Here is a 17,501-nt window from a genome sequence, read left to right as displayed (position 1 = left end):
TTGCTGGGACGACCGGGGGCACCCGAGCCGGCCATGCCGGAACCGGACCCGTCCACCGGGGCCGAGCCGCGCCTCCCGGTCGACACGTCACTCGTGACCGAGGCACCGCGACCCGGTGACGACGGCTTCGACGTCGTCGTCACCGTCGCGGAGTCCGCGTACCGTGACGGCGCGCACCTGCCCGCCGTCACCGCGGCGCGCAGGGCCGGCGCGTCGTCCGTCGTGGTGAGCCCGTACGACGTGCACGCCGGTCCGACGAGCGTCTACCCGCCGGTCGTGGACGGTGACGACCACGTCGCCGCACGCGCGACGGTCGCGGCCACCTGGGGTGGCGCGGTCGCCGCGGCACGGCCGCTCCTGACGAGCGCGACGGTCGTCGTGCAGGACGCCTCGATCGCGGTGCCGGTCGACGGGTACGGCCGGCTGGTGGCTGCGCTCAGCCAGGAGGCCCGGGTCACCCTGGCCGTCGTCCGGACCGCCGACGACGTGGTCGCGAGCGCCGGCGCGGTGCTGCCGCAGGGGACGGCACCCGTCGCGTCGCTGCTGCGCGGCCACCCCTCGGAGGACGCGGAGGCCCTCGACGGCGTCGCCGTCTTCGCGGGTGACGAACCCTGCTTCGCGGTCCGCACCGCGGACCTGGCGGTGCCGGTCCGGACCGTCGACACGCGGACGGCCGTCGCGCGACTGACCCGGGACTCCGCAGACCGCGCCGGGGGCGACTGCGTCGTCGTGCCCCTCGGCCGTGTCTACCGTTCCGCCACGCTGCGAGAGCGCCGCTACGACACCGATGCGGCCGACGCGCTGCTCGTGTGGCGCGACCGTGCCGACGACACCGCGGCGGACGCGCTCGGGCGACTCGGCCTCGTGCCGGGGGAGCCGTCGGCGGACGCCGTCGGAGCGCCCGTCGCCCTGCGCGAACCGATCGTGCGCGCCGAACGCGGTCGCGAGCGCCTCTCACTCGTCGACCGCGGCGAGCGGCTCCGCTGGTCGATCCGGATCGCCGCGCACCCGGGGCCCCGAGGGGACGACTGGGGCGACACGTTCTTCGCACGCGACCTCGCCGACGCGCTCCGATCGCTCGGACAAGAGGTCGTGGTGGACCACCGCGAGTCCCACGTTCGGCCGTCGTCGGAGCACCTCGACGACGTCGCGCTGACCCTCCGCGGACTCGACGACACCCCCGTGCACCCCTCCGCGACGAACGTGCTCTGGGTGATCTCGCACCCCGACTTGGTCACCCCCGCGGAACTCGCCCGGTACGACCTGCGGTTCGCCGCCGGTCCGGTCTGGGCGGCCCGGACGACCGAGGCGACCGGCCTCGCGACGGCACCGCTCCTGCAGGCCACCGACCCGGCGCGCTTCCACCCCGGGGACCCCGACCCGCAGTACCCGGACCTGGACACGGCGTTCGTCGGGAAGACGCGCGAGGTGTTCCGACCGGTGGTGCGCGACGCGGTCGAGGCCGGAGCGGACCTGGCCGTCTGGGGCGAGGGCTGGGAGGGACTCCTCCCGGACGGGGTGCACCGCGGCGTGTTCGTGCCGAACGACCGGCTGCCGGCGCTGTACCGCAGCGCGCGGGTCGTCCTCAACGACCACTGGGACGACATGGCGCGGGACGGCTTCCTGTCCAACCGGTTGTTCGACGCCGCGGCGTCCGGGGCGCTCGTCGTCACCGATCCCGTTCCCGGTGTCGACGAGTTGTTCCACGGGGCCGTGCGGACGTACGCGTCGGTGGACGAGCTCCGCGAGGCGCTGCGGGCCGGCGACGCGACCACTGCGGCGGAGCGTGCCGCCCGGGGCGCGCGCATCGGGGCCGAGCACGCGTTCGTGGCGCGTGCGCGGGTGCTGCTCGACGCGGTGCGGCGGGAGCGGGTGCGCTGACGGCCCGCTTCCGCGCTACCGGCTGCGGATCCGGCGGGCGACGTCCCCGACCGCGTCCGCGATCCGGACGACCCGTCGGGCGTGCATCGCGGCGAGCTCGGCGTCGCGGTCGGCCGTCTCGCGGATCGCCGCCTCGGCACGCTCGCGCTCGAACTGCACCGCCGACCGGAGCGTGTTCGCCGTCTCGTCGGCGGCCCGGACCTCGTCCTCGAGCTCCTCGATCCGCAGGTCGCGTCGGACGATCGCGCGACCCAGGGTCTGCAGGCGGGTGAGCTCGGCGACCGGCACGAGCGGGTCCGAACCGGTGCCGACCGCGGTCGACGCGGCGCGGCGCAGGACCTCCGCCACGCCGTCGTCGCGGCTGAAGGGACCGTCGGCGGCTTCCGGGTCGGTGACGAAGCGGAGCGCGAACGTCGACTGCAGGACGCCCTCGTGCAGGCGCCGGTAGTCGCGCATGCCGTGGTGCCGCGGGCTCGGGGTGAGGTCGGGGTTCGCCTCGTACGCCCGACCGCTCACGTCGACCCGGTGCTCGTACTGCTTCCAGGACCGCCACGGCAGGTGCAGGACCTCGAGCCGCAGCTCGTCGGGCACGGGCGCGCCGTTCGCGACGCTGACCTGGTGGTTGCCCTGCACGACCGTGACGTCGGGCGTGCCGACGTGCACCGCGTTCGTGGTGGGCGGTGCGACGAGGCCGGCGGCGCGGAGCTCGTCGAGGGATCGCTCGTCGCGCCAGTGCAGGCGTTCGACGCCGCCGCCCGACTTCGCGAGGCGCCCGGTGAGGTTGACGACCGGCACGGTGAACGCGCCGATCGCGGGGTCGAGCCGCTCGAACACCTGCCGCACCGTCAGGGACCGGTCCACCGGGATGACGAACTCGTCGGCGTCGGCGTTGACGACCCAGTCCGCGTGGTGGACGGTGGCGGCGTCGCGTGCCATGCCCGTCACGACGGTGCCCTGCTGCTTCCGGTGCACCGGATCGTGCCGCAGGTCCACCGTGACGTCGTCGCGCTCGGCGAACGCGGTCAGGAGCTCCGTCGTCCCGTCCACGGAGCCGTTGTCGGTGATGACGAAGACGTCGAACCCCTGGGCGACGTGGTAGTCGAGCCAGGCGGGGAGGATGTCGGCTTCGTCGCGGACCATCAGCGTGACGGCGAGGATCATGGGCACTTCCGGTCGGGGGGAGGGAGGGGACGGGGCGGGTCGAGCGACGATACCGCTTCAGCGGGTGTGGGTCGCGCGGGCGCGCACGGCGAGGGCGACACGGAGCACGGCCCGCAGTGGCCACAACCACCACGCCGAGTACTTCTGCGCCAGGAACCGGTACGCACTCTCGTGGTGGGCCTTGCGCATGCGTTCGGACGACCCCTGCGTCGCGGTCCCGCCGATGTGCGTGGCGGTGGCCGCGGGCTCGTACACGTTCCGCATGCCCGCCCTGCCGATCCGCCAGCCGAGGTCGACGTCCTCGAAGTACATGAAGTAGCCCTCGTCGAACCCGCCGAGTCGGTCGAAGACGTCGCGGCGGAGGAGCACGCACGCCCCGGAGAGCCAGCCGGCGTCGCGACGGCCGGAGTGGTCGCCGTCCTGGCGGTACCGCTTCGTCCACGGGTTGCCGGGCCACACGTTCGCGAACGCCGCGTGGCCGAGGCCGGTGCGGAGTGAGGGCACCAGGCGGGCGGACGGGTAGACCTCGCCGGTGGGTTCGAGCAGTCGCGGGCCGACGGCTCCGATGGAGGGATCGGCCGCGGCCGTGGCGATCATCCGGTCGAGCGCGAGCGGCTCGAGCACGACGTCGGGGTTCGACACGAGCACCCACCGGACGTCGGGGTCGAGTGTCGCGACCGCCCGGTTCGCGGCGGCGCCGTACCCGCGGTTCTCGCCGAGTTCGAGGAAGCGTGCGCCGGCTTCCTCGGTGATCCGCCGGAGCGCGGGTTCCTGGGCGGAGTGGTTGTCGGCGACGACGACCTCGACCGGGTCCGCGCTGGCGTCGGCGGTCGACGCGAGGAACGGCGGCAGGACGTCGACGGAGTCGTACGAGACGGTGACGATCGCGGCGCGTGCGCTCATGCGAACACCCCGAGGTGGGCGCGGGCGCAGGCAGCCCAGGTGAACCCGTCGGCCCGGGCCCCGGCGCGCGCGACGCGGTCGGCGCGTGCGGCCCGCGCGGCGGGGTCGTCGGCGAGGAGCCGCTCGAGTGCCTCGGCGATCGGGCCCGCGTCCGGTTCGGTGTACGTCACGGTGTCGCCGCCGATCTCCGGGATCGCGAGTCGGTCGGTCGTCAGGACGTCGGCTCGCGACGCCATCGCCTCGAGCACGGGCAGTCCGAAGCCCTCGGCGATGCTCGGGTAGGCGACGACGCGGGCGCCACCGAGGAACGCGCGGAGTTCCTCGATCGGCAGGTAGCCGAGGTACCGCAGGGGCGCTCCCGGTCGGTCGCCGGCAGCTTCGAGGGCGCGGCGGGCGTCGTCGTCCCAGCCGAGGCCGCCGGCGACGAGCAGGGTCGGGGTCGCGCCGTCGGCGCGTTCGGTGAGCGCCCGGTGCGCGGCGATGAGCGCCGGGACGCGCTTGCGGGGCTCGACGGTGCCGAGGAACGCGATCCAGTCCTCGCCGTCGGCGATCCGGTGCGTCGTCCGGAACGCCGCGACCTCGGCCTCGGTCGGCGCGTGGAACGTCTCGGCGTCGACCCCGAGGTGCGCGACCACCGTCGCCCGGCGGGCACGACCGGCGAGGCGGTCGAGTTCGGCTGCCGTCGCGGCGCTCGGCGCCACCGTCGCGCGTGCGAACCGGCGGGCGAGGCGGGTCCAGGTGCGGAAGAAGCGGACCTTGAGCCGCGAGTGCGCGGCCGGGTCGCTGAAGAACGTCGCGTCGTGCAGGGTGACGACGGTCCGGGAGGCACGGATCACCGGGAACGTGTAGTGCGGGCTGTGCAGGATGGTCGCCCCCGACCGCCGCACGGCCCTCGGCAGGCCGAGCTGCTCCCACACCAGGCGCAGCGGACGCGACGCGGTCCAGCCCGGCGCGGCGTGGTACCGGTGGCTCGGTGCCAGACCGCGGAGCCAGGCGAGGTCGCCGGACTTCGCGATGACGTCGACGCGGACGTCGAGGTCCGCGAGCCCGGTGAGGAGCCCGGAGATGTACCGGGCCACCCCGCCGCGGTTCGGCGGGACCGACGTGGCGTCGATCAGCACCGGGAGTTCCCGCACGTCAGCCCTTGACCTGGCGTTCGGTGGCCTTCGTCCAGGCGATCCCGGACTGGGTGTCCTCGTCGACGACGACGAAGCGCGCCGCCTCGCGCTCGATGACGATGTGCTCGCCGTTGGGCTTCGCGAGGAAGACGTGGACGAAGTACTGCCCGCCGCCGAGACGCAGGTCGGTCAAGTGCCACTCGACCGTCGCCGTGCCGCGGAGCGGGTCGTGCCGCGTCTGCAGCTGGCGGCTGTCGACGCCGTACGCCGGGTTGCCGAGGTGGTTCTCGATCTTGATGCCGGCGCGCCACTCGGGCAGGACGTCCTTGTGCGAGAACGTCGCACGGATCACCAGGTCGTCGCCGTGGTGGTGCTCGGCACCGGGCGCACGGCCGGGGATCTCGAGCTCGACGCGCTCGACCTTCCCCGGGTTGGCGTCTTCTTCGGGGTGCGCGGCCTCGGCCTCGGCGATGCGGCGGCCCTCGAGGATCTCGCGGAAGTTCTTCACGGCGAGGCGGGCGGAGCCCTGAAACTTGACCTCACCGTGGTGCAGCACGACGGCGGAGTCGCAGAGTTCCTGCACCTGGCCGAGGGAGTGCGACACGAGGATGATGGTGCGGCCCTGCGCCTGGAACTCGCGGATCTTGTCGAGGCACTTCTTCTGGAACTGCTCGTCGCCCACGGCGAGGACCTCGTCGACGAGCAGCACGTCGGGGTCGGTGTTGATCGCGACCGCGAACGCCAGTCGGACGTACATGCCGGATGAGTAGAACTTCACCTGGGTGTCGATGAAGTCGCCGATGCCGGAGAACTGCAGGATGTCCTCGAAGCGGGCCTCGGTCTCCTCCTGCGTCTGGCCGAGGATCGCGGCGTTCAGGTAGACGTTCTCGCGCCCGGTCAGGTCGGGGTGGAACCCGGCGCCGAGCTCGATGAGCGCGGCGAGGCGGCCGCGTCGCTCGACCGACCCGGTGGTCGGCTCGAGGATGCCGCCGATGGTCTTCAGCAGCGTCGACTTGCCGGAGCCGTTCGGGCCGAGCAGCCCGATCGTGGTGCCGGCGGGGATGTCGAGGCTGATGTCCTTGAGGGCCCAGAAGTCCTCGCTGTGCCGACGCCCGGCGCGGCCGAGGGTGACGATGCGCTCCTTGAGGGAGTTGTCCTTGCGGATCGTGAAGCGCTTCGAGACGTTCTTCACCGTGACGACGGCGGGTGCGTCGGTGAACGGGGACCGGGTCTCCTGGGCGATGTCGTTGTCGATGCTCATCGGATCAGATCTCCTGGGCGAAGTTGCCCTGCAGCTTGGCGAACACCCGCTGGCAGACCAGCAGCGCGACGAGGCCCACGACGCCGGCGATGACGAGACGGAGCAGCAGGTGCGACGGGTACTCGGAGTCGGCACCAGCGGTCCAGAACGCGCGGTGGATGCCGAGGACCGCCAGGGTGATCGGGTTGGACGTGTAGATGCTCAGCAACCACTCGGGCGCACGCGTCGCGACCATCTGCCAGCTGTAGACGATGGGGGAGCCCCACATCAGCAGCAGCACGAGGACCTCGACGAGGTACTGCATGTCGCGCAGGTACACGTTCGCGGCGGCGAGGAGCAGTGCGAAGGCCGTGGCCCAGATGAGGATCACGAGCGTCGCGGGGAAGAAGTAGAGCAGGTCGAGGCGGACCCAGGCGAAGCCGCTCTGCAGGATCGCGGCCGCGAGCAGCACGATGAGCTGCACGCCGAAGTTGAACAGCGCGGCGCCGACGCTGGCCAGCGGGTAGATCTCGCGGGGCAGGTAGATCTTCTTGATCAACCCGGCGTTCCCGACGATCGACGCGGTACCGGCGGCGACGATCTCGCTGAACAGGCCGTAGAGGGTCAGGCCGGAGAACACGTAGATCGCGAACTCCGGGATGTTCCGGGACGCGCCGAGGATCTCGCCGAGCACGAAGTAGTAGATCGCCAGCTGGACGAGCGGCCGGATCAGGGTCCAGGCGAACCCGAGCGCGCTGTCCTTGTACCGCGACTTCAGGTCACGACGGATCAGGAGGTCGAGCAGCTGCCGGTGCGCGAAGATCTCGCGCAGGGACCCGATCACGGCCGTGGCCGGGCGGCCTGCCGGGACCATGTGTTCGTGCCGGAGGCGCTCGAACCGCTCGCTGACGATGTTGCTCAAAGGGGGTCCTCACGTTCGACTCGGGCGACGGACAACTGTACATCGACGGCCGTGGGCGGCCGCCGGACGTCAGCGCCCGTTCTTGCTCTCCCGCATGATGCGCACCCGGTTCTGCACCTTGTCGCGGAGTCCGGTCACGCCGTTCTCGCGCAGGTACCAGGTGGCGAGCCGCACGTCGCGGGAGAGCCCGTGGCGGCTGTTCGCGATCTGGTGGAAGCGGAGCTCGCGCTGCCGGGCCGGGCTCAGCGCGACGCGGGCACGGCCACCGGCGGCGACCGAGCCGGACGGCACGGCCACCTCGTGCGCACGGTCGGCGGCGACGTGCGGGTCCTTGCAGAAGTCGACGAGCGGGGCGAGGGCGCGCTCCCACGTGAAGTCCTCGCGGACGCGGCTGACGGCGTCGCGGGCGGCCTGTGCGGCCTGCTCGTCGTAGAGCATCGACTCGAGCGCCGCGGCGAGGCCGTCGACGTCGCGCTCCTTGACCGCGACGCCCATGCCCTCGGCCGCGACGAGGTCGCCGAAGCTGTCGCCGTCGGTCGTGACGATGGGCAGGTTCGCCCACATGTAGTCGAGGATGCGGGTGCGGAACGAGAACGTCGTCTCGATGTGCGCGAAGTGGGTGCTCACGCCGGCGTCGGCCTCGAGCAGGTAGTTCTGGCGGTCGTCGAGCGCGACCCACTGCTCGTTGAAGAAGACATGCTTGTTCGTGAGCCCGAGCTGGTCGCTGATGCGGCGGGTCTCGGACACGATCGCCATCTCCGGCACGTCCGGGTTCGGGTGCGCGACGCCGAGGAAGAACAGGCGGATGTCGTCGTGGGTCTCGGCGACCTTCGCGACCGCGCGGACGAGCGACGGGGTGTCGAACCAGTTGTAGATGCCGCCGCCCCAGATGACGACCTTGTCGTCCTCGCCGATGCCGGGCGTGACGCCGCGGATCGCCTTGCGCTCGTGCTTCGGCGGGGTGGAGTCCATGCCGAACGGTGCGATGGCGATGAGCTTGTTGAGGTTGTCGTCCGCCAGGTAGTTGTCCGGGTTCACCCGGCCGACGCCGGCGAGCTGGCCGAGCCAGAACAGCCGCTGGCGCTCCGACGCGCAGAGGAAGAAGTCGCCGCGCTCGAGCTGCGCGTTGATCACCTCGGTCGTCGAGGTCACCTGGTTGCGCCAGCCGACGTCACCGTTGTCGCGCGCCTGCTCGAGCTGCTCGAGGTGCATCGGGTCGTACAGGTCGACGACCATGATCTTGTTCGAGCGCTGCAGGGTCTGGAAGTGGTGGAGCGCGTAGCCCTGGAAGAAGATGACGTCGGCCCACTCTTCGTGGTCCTTCATGGTGCGCTCGTGCTGGAGCGGCACCCGGGAGACCTCGAAGCGGTCGGTCTTGCGGTTCGCGACGTTCCAGGTGACCAGGCGGACGTCGTTGTGCTCGCTGAGGGCCTCGGAGATCTTCCACGCCCGCATGCCGGGGCCGGCCATCTTCTCGCCGAGCGCGTCGCCGGTGATGACGAGCACGCGGGTGCGGTGCATCGGCTGTTCGACGTCGAACGCCTCGATGATGGCCTGGTAGCCCTCGAGGAAGTAGCCGTCCTCGAACAGCGGCTTGAAGGCGTCCCCGAAGAGCCGGAAGACCTCCTTGTCGGTCTTCACGCGCTGCCCCTGGATGCGGCGGCGGTCCTCGGACAGGCGGGGGAGGTCGGCGACGAACTGGTCGAGCGCGTAGAGGCCGGCGACCGCTTCCTTCGACATCGGCGTCGTCGGGTCGAACTCGTCGGGGGCGCCGGTGAAGCGGCGGATGTCGAACTCGCTCGAGTCGCGGCCGCTCTTCGCCACCGCACGGCGGGCGAGGAGCGCGAGGGCGGCGGGGAGGAACGTGCCGAGGTTCTCGTCGGACAGGTTCTTGTAGAGCAGGTGCAGGGCGTTCCGCTCGAGCAGGTACATCTCGCGGTGGTCGCCGAACGACTTCATCGAGCCGTGGTGCTTGTGGTAGACGACCGACCGCGGCGCGAACCGGACGCGGTAGCCGAGCAGGTTGAGGCGCCAGCCGAGGTCCACGTCGTCGTAGAACATGAACAGGCCCTCATCGAAGCCGCCGACCTCGAGGAAGACGTCGCGGCGGACGAAGAGCGCGGAGCCCGTGCCGAAGAGCAGATCCTGCGGCTCGTCGAAGCGGCCGTCGTCGAGCTCGGCGATGTGGTTCTTGTAGCCCATGCCGAACCAGCTGAGCCCGGACTCGACGAAGTCGATCGTCTTGCCCTCCCAGTCGAGGACCTTGCTGGCCACGGCGGCGACGCGGGGACTCGGGGCGAAGCCGGCGACGCCCTCCTTCACCCAGTTGACGTCGGGCTTGGCGTCGTTGTTGAGGAACGCGACCACGTCGCCGGTCGCCTCGCGCGCACCGAGGTTGCTGCCGCCGGTGAAGCCGAGGTTCTCCGCGGAGACGATGATGCGGACGTTCGCCTGCTCGCCGAGCGCCGCGCGGAGTCGGGCCTCGCTGTCGTCGCCGGAGCCGTTCTCGACGACCACGATCTCGAGGCGGTCCGCCGGCCAGTCGACCTCGCTGAGCCGGGCGATGCACTCGAGCGTGTCATCCGTCCCGCGGAAGTTGATGACGACGACGGACACGCGAGGCGCGAAAGTGGACACGGAACAGACTCCATACGTCGGCTGGCGGTGGTGCCCTCGGACCGCCGGGCCGGAGGGCGGCACCACTATACCCGGCGGTCCCGCGGGCCCCGGGTCCCCGCGCGGCCTGGGAGACTGGGGCCGTGGACGTCTCTGTCATCATCGTCGACTGGCACCAGCCGGAGCTCACCCGTCGTGCCGTCGCCTCCGTCCGCTCGCAGCGCGTCGACGCCGAGGTCGAGGTCGTGCTCGTGGTGAACGAGGCCGACGACGACACCCTCGCGGCCTACCGCGCGGACCTGCCGTCGGTGGTGCTCGTGGCCGAGCGGACGAACGCCGGGTTCGCCGGCGGGGTCACGAAGGGGATCGCCGCGGCGTCCGGCGACGTGCTCGTCCTGCTCAACAACGACGCCGTCGCGGACCACGGGTTCCTGGACCGCGGGCTCGGTGCCCTCCGCGCCGGGGGACCCCGGACCGCGGCGGTCGCCGCGACGGTCGTGCTCGAGGGCGGCTTCGTGCCGGCACCGTCCGGTTCGCCGTCCGCGGACGACCTCGTGGCACCCGACGGACGACGCTGGCGCCGCGACCCGGAGGGCCGGACGCTCGTGAACGGGACGGGGGTCGTCGTCGACCGCTCCGGCAACGGCCGCGACCGCGACTGGCTCCGGCCGCTGCAGGACGCCCCGGAACGGTCGCCCCTCTTCGGGTTCTCCGGCGGCGCCGTGTTCCTCCGCCGCGAGGCGCTGGCCGAGGTCGGCGGCTTCGACCCGTCCCTCTTCATGTACTACGAGGACCTCGACGTCTCGTGGCGGCTCCGGCTCGCGGGGTGGGAGATCCGGCACGCGCCGGATGCCGTGGTGGTGCACCGGCACGCCGCGAGCTCCGGCAGCGACTCGCCACTGGTGCGGTACCAGAGCATGCGGAACCGGCTGGCGGTCGTGGTGCGGAACGCGTCCGCCGGCTTCGCGGCGCGCGTGGTGGTCCGGACCGTCGTGCGCGCGGTGGTCGACGTCCTCCGTCCGTCGTCCGCGCAGCTCACGCGGGCGCAGTGGTCGCGACTGGGCCGGGAGGCACCTGCCGTCCTCCGCCACGCCCGTCGCGCCCGGCGCGCAGACGGTGTACCCTCCGCCGCGCGTCGCGCGGTGGAGTCGTCGATGACGGGTGGAGACTGAGCGCGACCACAGGCGCCCCCGGCGCGGCCCGGCCACCTGTCGGGGGTGCGATCGACCGCGTTCCCGCACCGTGCCTCCCGTTCGGGGGAAGGACCGGGGGCTGTGTAACCACTGTGATCGAGGTAGCCTGATGTGACACGTGTGACTCGGCTGGGATCAGGATCAGCCGAATCGGGCCGCTCGGGAACCGGGTGATCGCGCGTGCACATCGCCCGTCGACGCCCCCCAGGAAGGCCCCCCGACGTGAAAAAGTTCCTCGCCATCGCCACGAGCGTGCTCGCCGTCGCGAGTGTCCTCGTCGGCCTGCAGGTCGCCGGTCCCTCGGCGTCCCAGGACAGCGCGTCGGCGCTCAGCGGGTCGTCGTTCCAGGCCGGCAACATCATCACGGACGCGAACTTCTACGACGGTCGCTCGATGACCGAAGCGCAGATCCAGTCGTTCCTGAACGCCCAGATCGGCACCTGCTCCTCGAAGTCCTGCCTCAACGTCGGGCGGTACTCGCTCAACAGCCACGGCGCGGACGCAATGTGCAGCGCGGTCACCGGCGGCTCGTCGCTGACCGCCGCGCAGATCATCGCGCGCGTCGGGGCGGCCTGCAGCATCAGCCCGAAGGTGATCATCGTCACGCTCCAGAAGGAGCAGACGCTCATCAACGGCGGCGTCGCCCGCAACCCGTCGGCCGCCGTCCTCGCCCGCGCGATGGGCTACGCCTGCCCCGACACCGCCAACGGCGGCTGCGACCCGGCGTACTCCGGTGTGGGCAACCAGGTCTACTGGGCGTCGTGGCAGTGGAAGCGGTACGGCAACCCGGCGGGCACGAGCAACTACTTCACGTGGTTCGCCCCGGGCGGCAACCGGCAGATCCAGTACAACGTGCCGACGTCGTGCGGCACGAAGACGGTCTACGTCTCCAACAAGGCGACCGCCGCGCTCTACTACTACACGCCGTACACGCCGAACCAGGCGGCCCTGAACAACCTCTACGGCACCGGTGACGGCTGCTCTGCCTACGGCAACCGCAACTTCTGGCGGCTCTACAGCGACTGGTTCGGGTCGCCGACCGCGTCCGCGAAGCCGATCGGCAAGCTCGACTCGGCACAGGACGCCGGCGACGCGGTCCACGTGCGCGGCTGGGCGATCGACCCGACCACCGCGGCCTCGACCCGCGTGCATGTCTTCGTCGACTCGACCGGAGCGGGCTACACCGCGAACGCCACCCGGACGGACGTCGGCAAGGCGTACCCCGGCTACGGCGACGCGCACGGCTTCGACCTCACCATCGCCGCGAGCCCCGGGACGCACAAGGTGTGCGCCGCCTCGATCAGCGTGGACGGCACCCGGAACACGAGCATCGGCTGCACGAACGTGACGGTCACGAAGGCCTCTCCGGACGGCCGCGTGGACCAGGTCGGCGCGGTCATCGGCGGGATCAAGGTCCGCGGCTGGACCTACGACCCCGACCAGCCGAAGGCCGCCCTCGCGGTCAACGTCGCCATCGACGGCAAGACCACGCAGCTGAAGGCCGACAAGGCGCGGACGGACGTCGGCAAGGCGTACCCGGCGGCGGGCTCGGCACACGGCTACGAGGCGACCATCCCGGCCACCAGCGGTGCCCACAAGGTCTGCATCACCGCCGTGAACGTCGGCAACGGGCGGGACAAGCTCCTCGCCTCGTGCACCACGGTCCGTGCCGTGGCCTCGGTGCCGGACGGTCGCGTGGACGCCGTCACGGCCGTCGCGGGCGGCATCTCGGTCACGGGCTGGGCGATCGACGGCGACACCGCGGCCCCGATCAACGTGGACGTCTACGTCGACGGGGTCGGCCGGCGCGTCGCGGCCAACGTCTCGCGGCCCGACATCGCCAGCGTCTACCCGGCGTACGGCGCCGCCCACGGGTACAAGGCGACGATCGCCGCCGCTCCCGGCCCGCACCAGGTGTGCGTCTACGCGATCAACACCGGCGCGGGCTCGGGCAACCCGACGCTCGGCTGCCAGACCGTCCAGGTGGGCAGCTCGCCCGTCGGCCGGCTCGACTCCGCCACGGCGGTCGCCGGCGGCGTCGCCGTGCGCGGCTGGGCGTACGACCCCGACACGAAGGCCGCGCCGATCTCGGTGCACGTCTACGTCGACGCCGCGGGCACCGCGTTGAAGACCGGCCAGGCACGCGACGACGTGGCGAAGGCGTACCCGGTCGCCGGGGCGAAGGCCGGCTACGGCGCGACCATCGCGGCCGCGAAGGGCGCGCACCGGGTCTGCGCCTACGGGATCGACCCGAACGGCGGGCCGAACACCACGCTCGGCTGCGCGTCGGTCACGGTCCGCTAGGGTGTCTCACCGTAGGATTCCTCACCGTGCACAGATACGACCGCGCCCCCGAACGCTCGTCCGGCCGGGAACGCCTGACCATCACCGCGATCGTCCTGGCGTTCGTCGCGGTCCTGGTCGTGTGGGCCTCGCTCCAGCCGATGTTCGGTTCGCCGGACGAGATCGCGCACTGGGACGCGGCGGTGCAGCTCGCGATGGGGCACGGCTGGCCGGACCCCGCACACCTCAGGCTCCTGTCGGCCACGCGTGCCGCCCAGGCCGAGGGCTTGGGCTTCCTGCAGACCGACCGCCCGACGCTCGAGGCACTGCTCGCCGCCGCTCCGGGCAACGGTTCGACGAACCAGATGACCCAGCACCCGCCGACCTGGTACGCCATGGCCGCCGGGGTGCTGCACCTCATCGGCTACATGCAGCTCCGCTGGGACGTCGACCTCTTCGCGCTGCGGCTCATGAACGTCGCGATCCTCGGCACGCTGCCGCTCGTCGTCTGGGCTGCCGTCCGCCGTCTCACGCGGTCGCCCCGCACCGCGCTGGTGGCCGCCGCCTCGCTCCTGCTCATCCCGCAGGTCGGCTTCATCGGCGCCTCGGCCACGAACGACACCCCGGTGATCATCCTCGGCGCGGTCGTCGTGTGGCTCGTGTGCCGCGTGCTGACCGGCGACCGTGGCGTCGCCACCCTCGTGGGCCTCGCGCTCGCCGCCTCGGCCGCGGTCGCGTTCAAGGCGACCGCGTTGCCGCTCGTGCCGTTCGCCGTGATCGCGGTGATCGTCGCCGGTTCCGGGTGGAGCCGGTGGCTGCGTGGTGCGGTCGTGCTCGTCGTGCCGATCGTCGCGACCTCGTGGTGGTGGGTGCGGAACGTGCTCGTCTTCCACACCCTCCAGCCCGCCGGACTCCCGCAGTCGATCCAGACGAAGGAGTTCCCGCCCGGGCAGGGTCCGGACCTCGGTGGGTTCGTGAACACCGAGTGGAACCGCGTCACCAACTCGTTCTGGGGCCAGTACGGGCTGCTGCAGTACCCGTCGAGCCCCATCGTCATCGCCACGCTCAGCGTCGTCGCGATCGGTGTCGTGCTCGTCTGGGGGTTCCGTCGGGGATCGCGGCGGAACGCCTGGCTCCTCGCCGTCCTGCCCCTGATCGCGCTCGTGGCCGGCCTGCAGAACAACTGGTCGACGTACCTCCGCACGACGACCATCGGCGGGATCCAGGGGCGCTACTACTTCGTGCTCGTCGGGGCGCTCGCGGTGCTCAGCGCCGTCGCCTGGCGCCGGTTCGTGCGCGTCGAGCAGGACCGCCGTCGGCTCGGGCGCACGGTCGTCGTCGTGTCGGCGCTGATGACCCTGTACGGCTGGTCGGTCGCCTACCGCGGCTACTACGAGGAGTTCCACTTCGCGGTCACCTGGAACGGCGTGCGGACGCTGACCCATGTCACCCCGCTCGGCCGTGAGGGGTTCGCCCTGGTCGTCGGCATCGCGCTGGTCCTGCTCGCGGTCGCCGTCGCGATGACCCTCGCGGCGCTCCGGTCGCCGGTCGTCGTCACCGCGGCGCCGCTCGCGGGCGACGTGGAGCGCCACGACGTCCACGAGCACGAGCACGAGCACGAGCACGAGCACCAGCGCGAGCACGAGGGCGACGACGCGGTCGAGCGTGCGGACGCCGCGGGACGTGAGGAGGCCGTGGACCGCGAGGACGTGGCCGACCGTCGCGCCCCCGCGGACGACCCGGTGTCCCCACGCCCGTCGGCGCCCGACAGCGGCGAGGCGCAGCCCGACCACCGGACGTTCCCCTAGGCTTGTCCACCGTCATCGGTCCGACCACCGGTGGCGGAAGAAGGCAATGAGCGTCGACCCTGCACCGCGCGTGCTCGTCATCGTCCCCACGTACGACGAGGCGGAGAACATCGTCCCGATCACCGCGGGGCTGCACACCGTCCTGCCGGACGCCCACCTGCTCGTCGTCGACGACGGCAGCCCGGACGGCACCGGGGACATCGTGGCGGCGATGGCCGCGGCCGACGAGCGCGTGCACCTGCTCCGCCGCGACGGCAAGGGCGGTCTCGGCACGGCGTACGTCGCGGGGTTCCGCTGGGGCCTGGAGCGCGGGTACGACCTCCTGATCGAGATGGACGCCGACGGGTCCCACCCGGCCGAGCGCCTCCCGGCGATGATCGACGCCGTCGTCGGGGCCGACCGCGCCGACGACGTGATGCTCGCCATCGGGTCCCGCTGGACCGCGGGCGGCTCCGTCGTCGACTGGCCGTGGCACCGCGAGGTACTCAGTCGCGGCGGTAACGCCTACGCCCGGGTCATGCTCGGCCTCGACGTCCGGGACGTCACCGCCGGCTTCCGGGTCTACCGGTCGGACGCGATCGCGCGGATGGACCTCGGCACGATCGACTCCAAGGGCTACTGCTTCCAGATCGACATGACGCTCCGCGTGCACGACCTCGGCGGCGCCGTGGTCGAGGTCCCGATCACCTTCCGCGACCGCGAGCACGGCGTCTCGAAGATGAGCCGCGGCATCGTCGCCGAGGCCATGCTCCGCGTCACGCAGTGGGGCCTCGCCCGGCGTGCTCGGCAGCTCGTGACGGGCGGCCGACGGTGACGACCACGCGACCCGACGTCCGCCGGTCCTCCCGCGCGGTCCTCCTGACGAACGCCGTGGGTGCCGTCGTCGTGGCACTCGTGGCGACCGCGCTCCTCTGGCACCGCCTCGGGGCCACGACGCGTGGCATCGCCTGGGCCGAGGACTCCGGGCGCTTCCTCAACGAGCGCCTCCAGCTCGGCGCCGTGGGGTCCCTGCTGCACCCCTACGAGGGCTACCTGCACCTCGTCCCGCGCATCGTCGTGGGCCTGGCGGTGCGGTTCTTCCCGATCGAGTCGTACGCGGTCGCGGTCAGCGCGATGTCCTGCGTCGTCGTCGGGCTCGTCGGTGCCGCGGTGTTCGTCCTGGCGCGTGACGTCGTCCGGAGCGTCCCCCTGCGCGCGCTCCTCGCGGTCGTGCCGGCGCTCACGCCGCTCGTCCCCGTGGAGATCGCCGGGAACACCGCGAACCTGCACTGGTTCCTGCTGTTCCTCGCGCCGTGGGTGTTCCTGTACAAGCCGCGCTCGTGGTGGTCCTCGGCCGTCCTCACGGTCATCGCCCTCGTGATCACCCTCACCGAGATCCAGGCGGCGATGTTCCTGCCGCTGTTCTTCCGGCACGTCCGGAGCGTCCGTTCCGTCCCGCCGATCGTCGCGGGCGTGCTCGGTGCGGGCGCCCAGCTCCTGACGACCGTGCTCGACCCCCGGACGCCCGTCGCCGGTGCGGCAGCGGGGCGCGTCGGCGGTGTCGTCGACCTGCTCGCCGGGTTCGCGGCGCAGCCCGTCGCCGGCAGCTGGGACGCCGACGTGCACGCCGTCGGCCTGGCCGTCCAGGACCACGGCTGGTGGGTCGTCGCACTCCCGGCGGTCCTGGTGTTCGCGGTGCTCGTGCTCGGGTTCGTGCGGGCGTCCGGTGGCGCACGGTGGGTGCTGGCCGCGCTCGGGCTCGCACCCCTGGTGGTGTGGTTCGCCGCGCTCGGCGTCAACGACGTCGTCACGAACTGGCTCGGTTTCACCGCGAAGGACTGGGAGTGGCTCGGCGCCTACCGGTACGCGGCCGCCGCGTCGGCGTTCCTCATCGCCGGGATCGTGGTCGCCGCCGACGTGTTCATCGCGCGGGGCCGGGTGCTCTTCCCGGCGCTCGGGTGGCTGCTCGTGCTGCTCGTCGTGACCGCGGCCGTCCTCAACACGGACGTCGTGTCCCGCCGCGAGCAGACGACGGTGCCCGCGTGGTCCACGCAGGTGCAGCAGCACCGGGCCGCGTGCGCGGACGATCCGGGCGGCACGATGACGCTGCGCGCTGCTCCGGGCCAGCCGAAGTGGGACGCCTTCGTGCCCTGCACGCTCCTCGACCAGCGCTGATCGCCGTGTGCGCGCCCGGCCGGGCCGCACCCGTCGCGCGCCGGACCCGCGCGCGCCGGGCCTGCGTGTCGGGCCCGCACCGTGCCTCCGGGCCGTCGGCGTGCGCGCCCCGGGCCAGCGCGCCGGACCCGCACCGCGCCTCCAGGCCGTCGGCCCGCGCGCGCCGGGCCAGCGTGCCGGACCCGCACCGCGCCGGAGCCGCACCGCGCCTCGGGGCAGCCC

General features: G+C 72.4%; 12 protein-coding genes. 6 read left to right on the top strand and 6 right to left on the bottom strand.

Translation table 11 applies throughout. The annotated features are described in order from the left end of the window. The first annotated feature begins 33 nt into the window (after positions 1–33). Positions 34–1,881 carry a glycosyltransferase gene (locus tag EDF64_RS03100; RefSeq protein WP_243736227.1) on the top strand — a complete coding sequence of 616 codons (1,848 nt, stop codon included), beginning with the start codon at positions 34–36 and terminating at the stop codon, positions 1,879–1,881. A 15-nt stretch (positions 1,882–1,896) separates the two neighbouring features. Here the strand turns inward: EDF64_RS03100 and EDF64_RS03095 are convergent, their stop codons facing one another. The 6 genes from EDF64_RS03095 to EDF64_RS03070 all read right to left on the bottom strand — a co-directional run bounded on the left by EDF64_RS03095 (position 1,897) and on the right by EDF64_RS03070 (position 9,841). Beyond that, positions 1,897–3,042 carry a glycosyltransferase family 2 protein gene (locus tag EDF64_RS03095; RefSeq protein WP_133518643.1) on the bottom strand — a complete coding sequence of 382 codons (1,146 nt, stop codon included), beginning with the start codon at positions 3,040–3,042 and terminating at the stop codon, positions 1,897–1,899. 57 nt (positions 3,043–3,099) lie between these two features. Continuing rightward, positions 3,100–3,945: a glycosyltransferase family 2 protein gene (locus EDF64_RS03090; protein ID WP_133518642.1), complete on the bottom strand. Its 846-nt coding sequence runs from the start codon at positions 3,943–3,945 to the stop codon at positions 3,100–3,102. Beyond that, complete coding sequence (locus EDF64_RS03085; RefSeq protein ID WP_208108816.1) at positions 3,942–5,081, bottom strand: glycosyltransferase family 4 protein; 1,140 nt, start codon at positions 5,079–5,081, stop codon at positions 3,942–3,944. Before EDF64_RS03085 ends, EDF64_RS03090 begins: the two co-directional genes overlap by 4 nt. Position 5,082: 1 nt before the next feature. After that, positions 5,083–6,324 carry an ABC transporter ATP-binding protein gene (locus tag EDF64_RS03080; protein WP_133518641.1) on the bottom strand — a complete coding sequence of 414 codons (1,242 nt, stop codon included), beginning with the start codon at positions 6,322–6,324 and terminating at the stop codon, positions 5,083–5,085. A 4-nt stretch (positions 6,325–6,328) separates the two neighbouring features. After that, complete coding sequence (locus EDF64_RS03075) at positions 6,329–7,177, bottom strand: ABC transporter permease (protein ID WP_133518923.1); 849 nt, start codon at positions 7,175–7,177, stop codon at positions 6,329–6,331. 117 nt (positions 7,178–7,294) lie between these two features. Continuing rightward, entirely contained in the window at positions 7,295–9,841 is a 2,547-nt protein-coding gene (locus EDF64_RS03070; RefSeq protein ID WP_133518640.1) for a glycosyltransferase, read from the bottom strand. Between the two features lie 143 nt (positions 9,842–9,984). On the opposite strand from EDF64_RS03070, the gene EDF64_RS03065 reads away from it, so the two are divergent. From EDF64_RS03065 to EDF64_RS03045, 5 genes are all read left to right on the top strand, one after another. Continuing rightward, positions 9,985–11,013: a glycosyltransferase gene (locus EDF64_RS03065; RefSeq protein ID WP_133518639.1), complete on the top strand. Its 1,029-nt coding sequence runs from the start codon at positions 9,985–9,987 to the stop codon at positions 11,011–11,013. A 243-nt stretch (positions 11,014–11,256) separates the two neighbouring features. After that, positions 11,257–13,338, top strand: a complete 2,082-nt coding sequence (locus tag EDF64_RS03060) for a hypothetical protein (RefSeq protein ID WP_133518638.1) — start codon at positions 11,257–11,259, stop codon at positions 13,336–13,338. A 26-nt stretch (positions 13,339–13,364) separates the two neighbouring features. Then, positions 13,365–15,125: a DUF2142 domain-containing protein gene (locus tag EDF64_RS03055; protein WP_133518637.1), complete on the top strand. Its 1,761-nt coding sequence runs from the start codon at positions 13,365–13,367 to the stop codon at positions 15,123–15,125. A 46-nt stretch (positions 15,126–15,171) separates the two neighbouring features. After that, entirely contained in the window at positions 15,172–15,939 is a 768-nt protein-coding gene (locus tag EDF64_RS03050) for a polyprenol monophosphomannose synthase (RefSeq protein ID WP_133518636.1), read from the top strand. Next, the gene (locus EDF64_RS03045) at positions 15,936–17,279 is read left to right on the top strand and encodes a hypothetical protein (protein WP_133518635.1); all 1,344 of its coding nucleotides are present in this window, start codon (positions 15,936–15,938) and stop codon (positions 17,277–17,279) included. The genes EDF64_RS03050 and EDF64_RS03045 overlap by 4 nt, the downstream gene beginning before the upstream one ends. Positions 17,280–17,501 lie beyond the last annotated feature (222 nt).

This window comes from Curtobacterium flaccumfaciens, assembly GCF_004361695.1.
In the GTDB taxonomy this organism is placed as follows: Bacteria; Actinomycetota; Actinomycetes; order Actinomycetales; family Microbacteriaceae; genus Curtobacterium; species Curtobacterium flaccumfaciens_B.
This window is presented reverse-complemented; position numbering and strand designations above follow the sequence as displayed.

Coding starts and splice junctions, on each gene's coding strand:
- EDF64_RS03100 (WP_243736227.1), top strand. CDS start 34: ATGCCGGAACCGGACCCGTCCACCGGGGCCGAGCCGCGCCTCCCGGTC.
- EDF64_RS03095 (WP_133518643.1), bottom strand. CDS start 3,042: ATGATCCTCGCCGTCACGCTGATGGTCCGCGACGAAGCCGACATCCTC.
- EDF64_RS03090 (WP_133518642.1), bottom strand. CDS start 3,945: ATGAGCGCACGCGCCGCGATCGTCACCGTCTCGTACGACTCCGTCGAC.
- EDF64_RS03080 (WP_133518641.1), bottom strand. CDS start 6,324: ATGAGCATCGACAACGACATCGCCCAGGAGACCCGGTCCCCGTTCACC.
- EDF64_RS03075 (WP_133518923.1), bottom strand. CDS start 7,177: ATGGTCCCGGCAGGCCGCCCGGCCACGGCCGTGATCGGGTCCCTGCGC.
- EDF64_RS03050 (WP_133518636.1), top strand. CDS start 15,172: ATGAGCGTCGACCCTGCACCGCGCGTGCTCGTCATCGTCCCCACGTAC.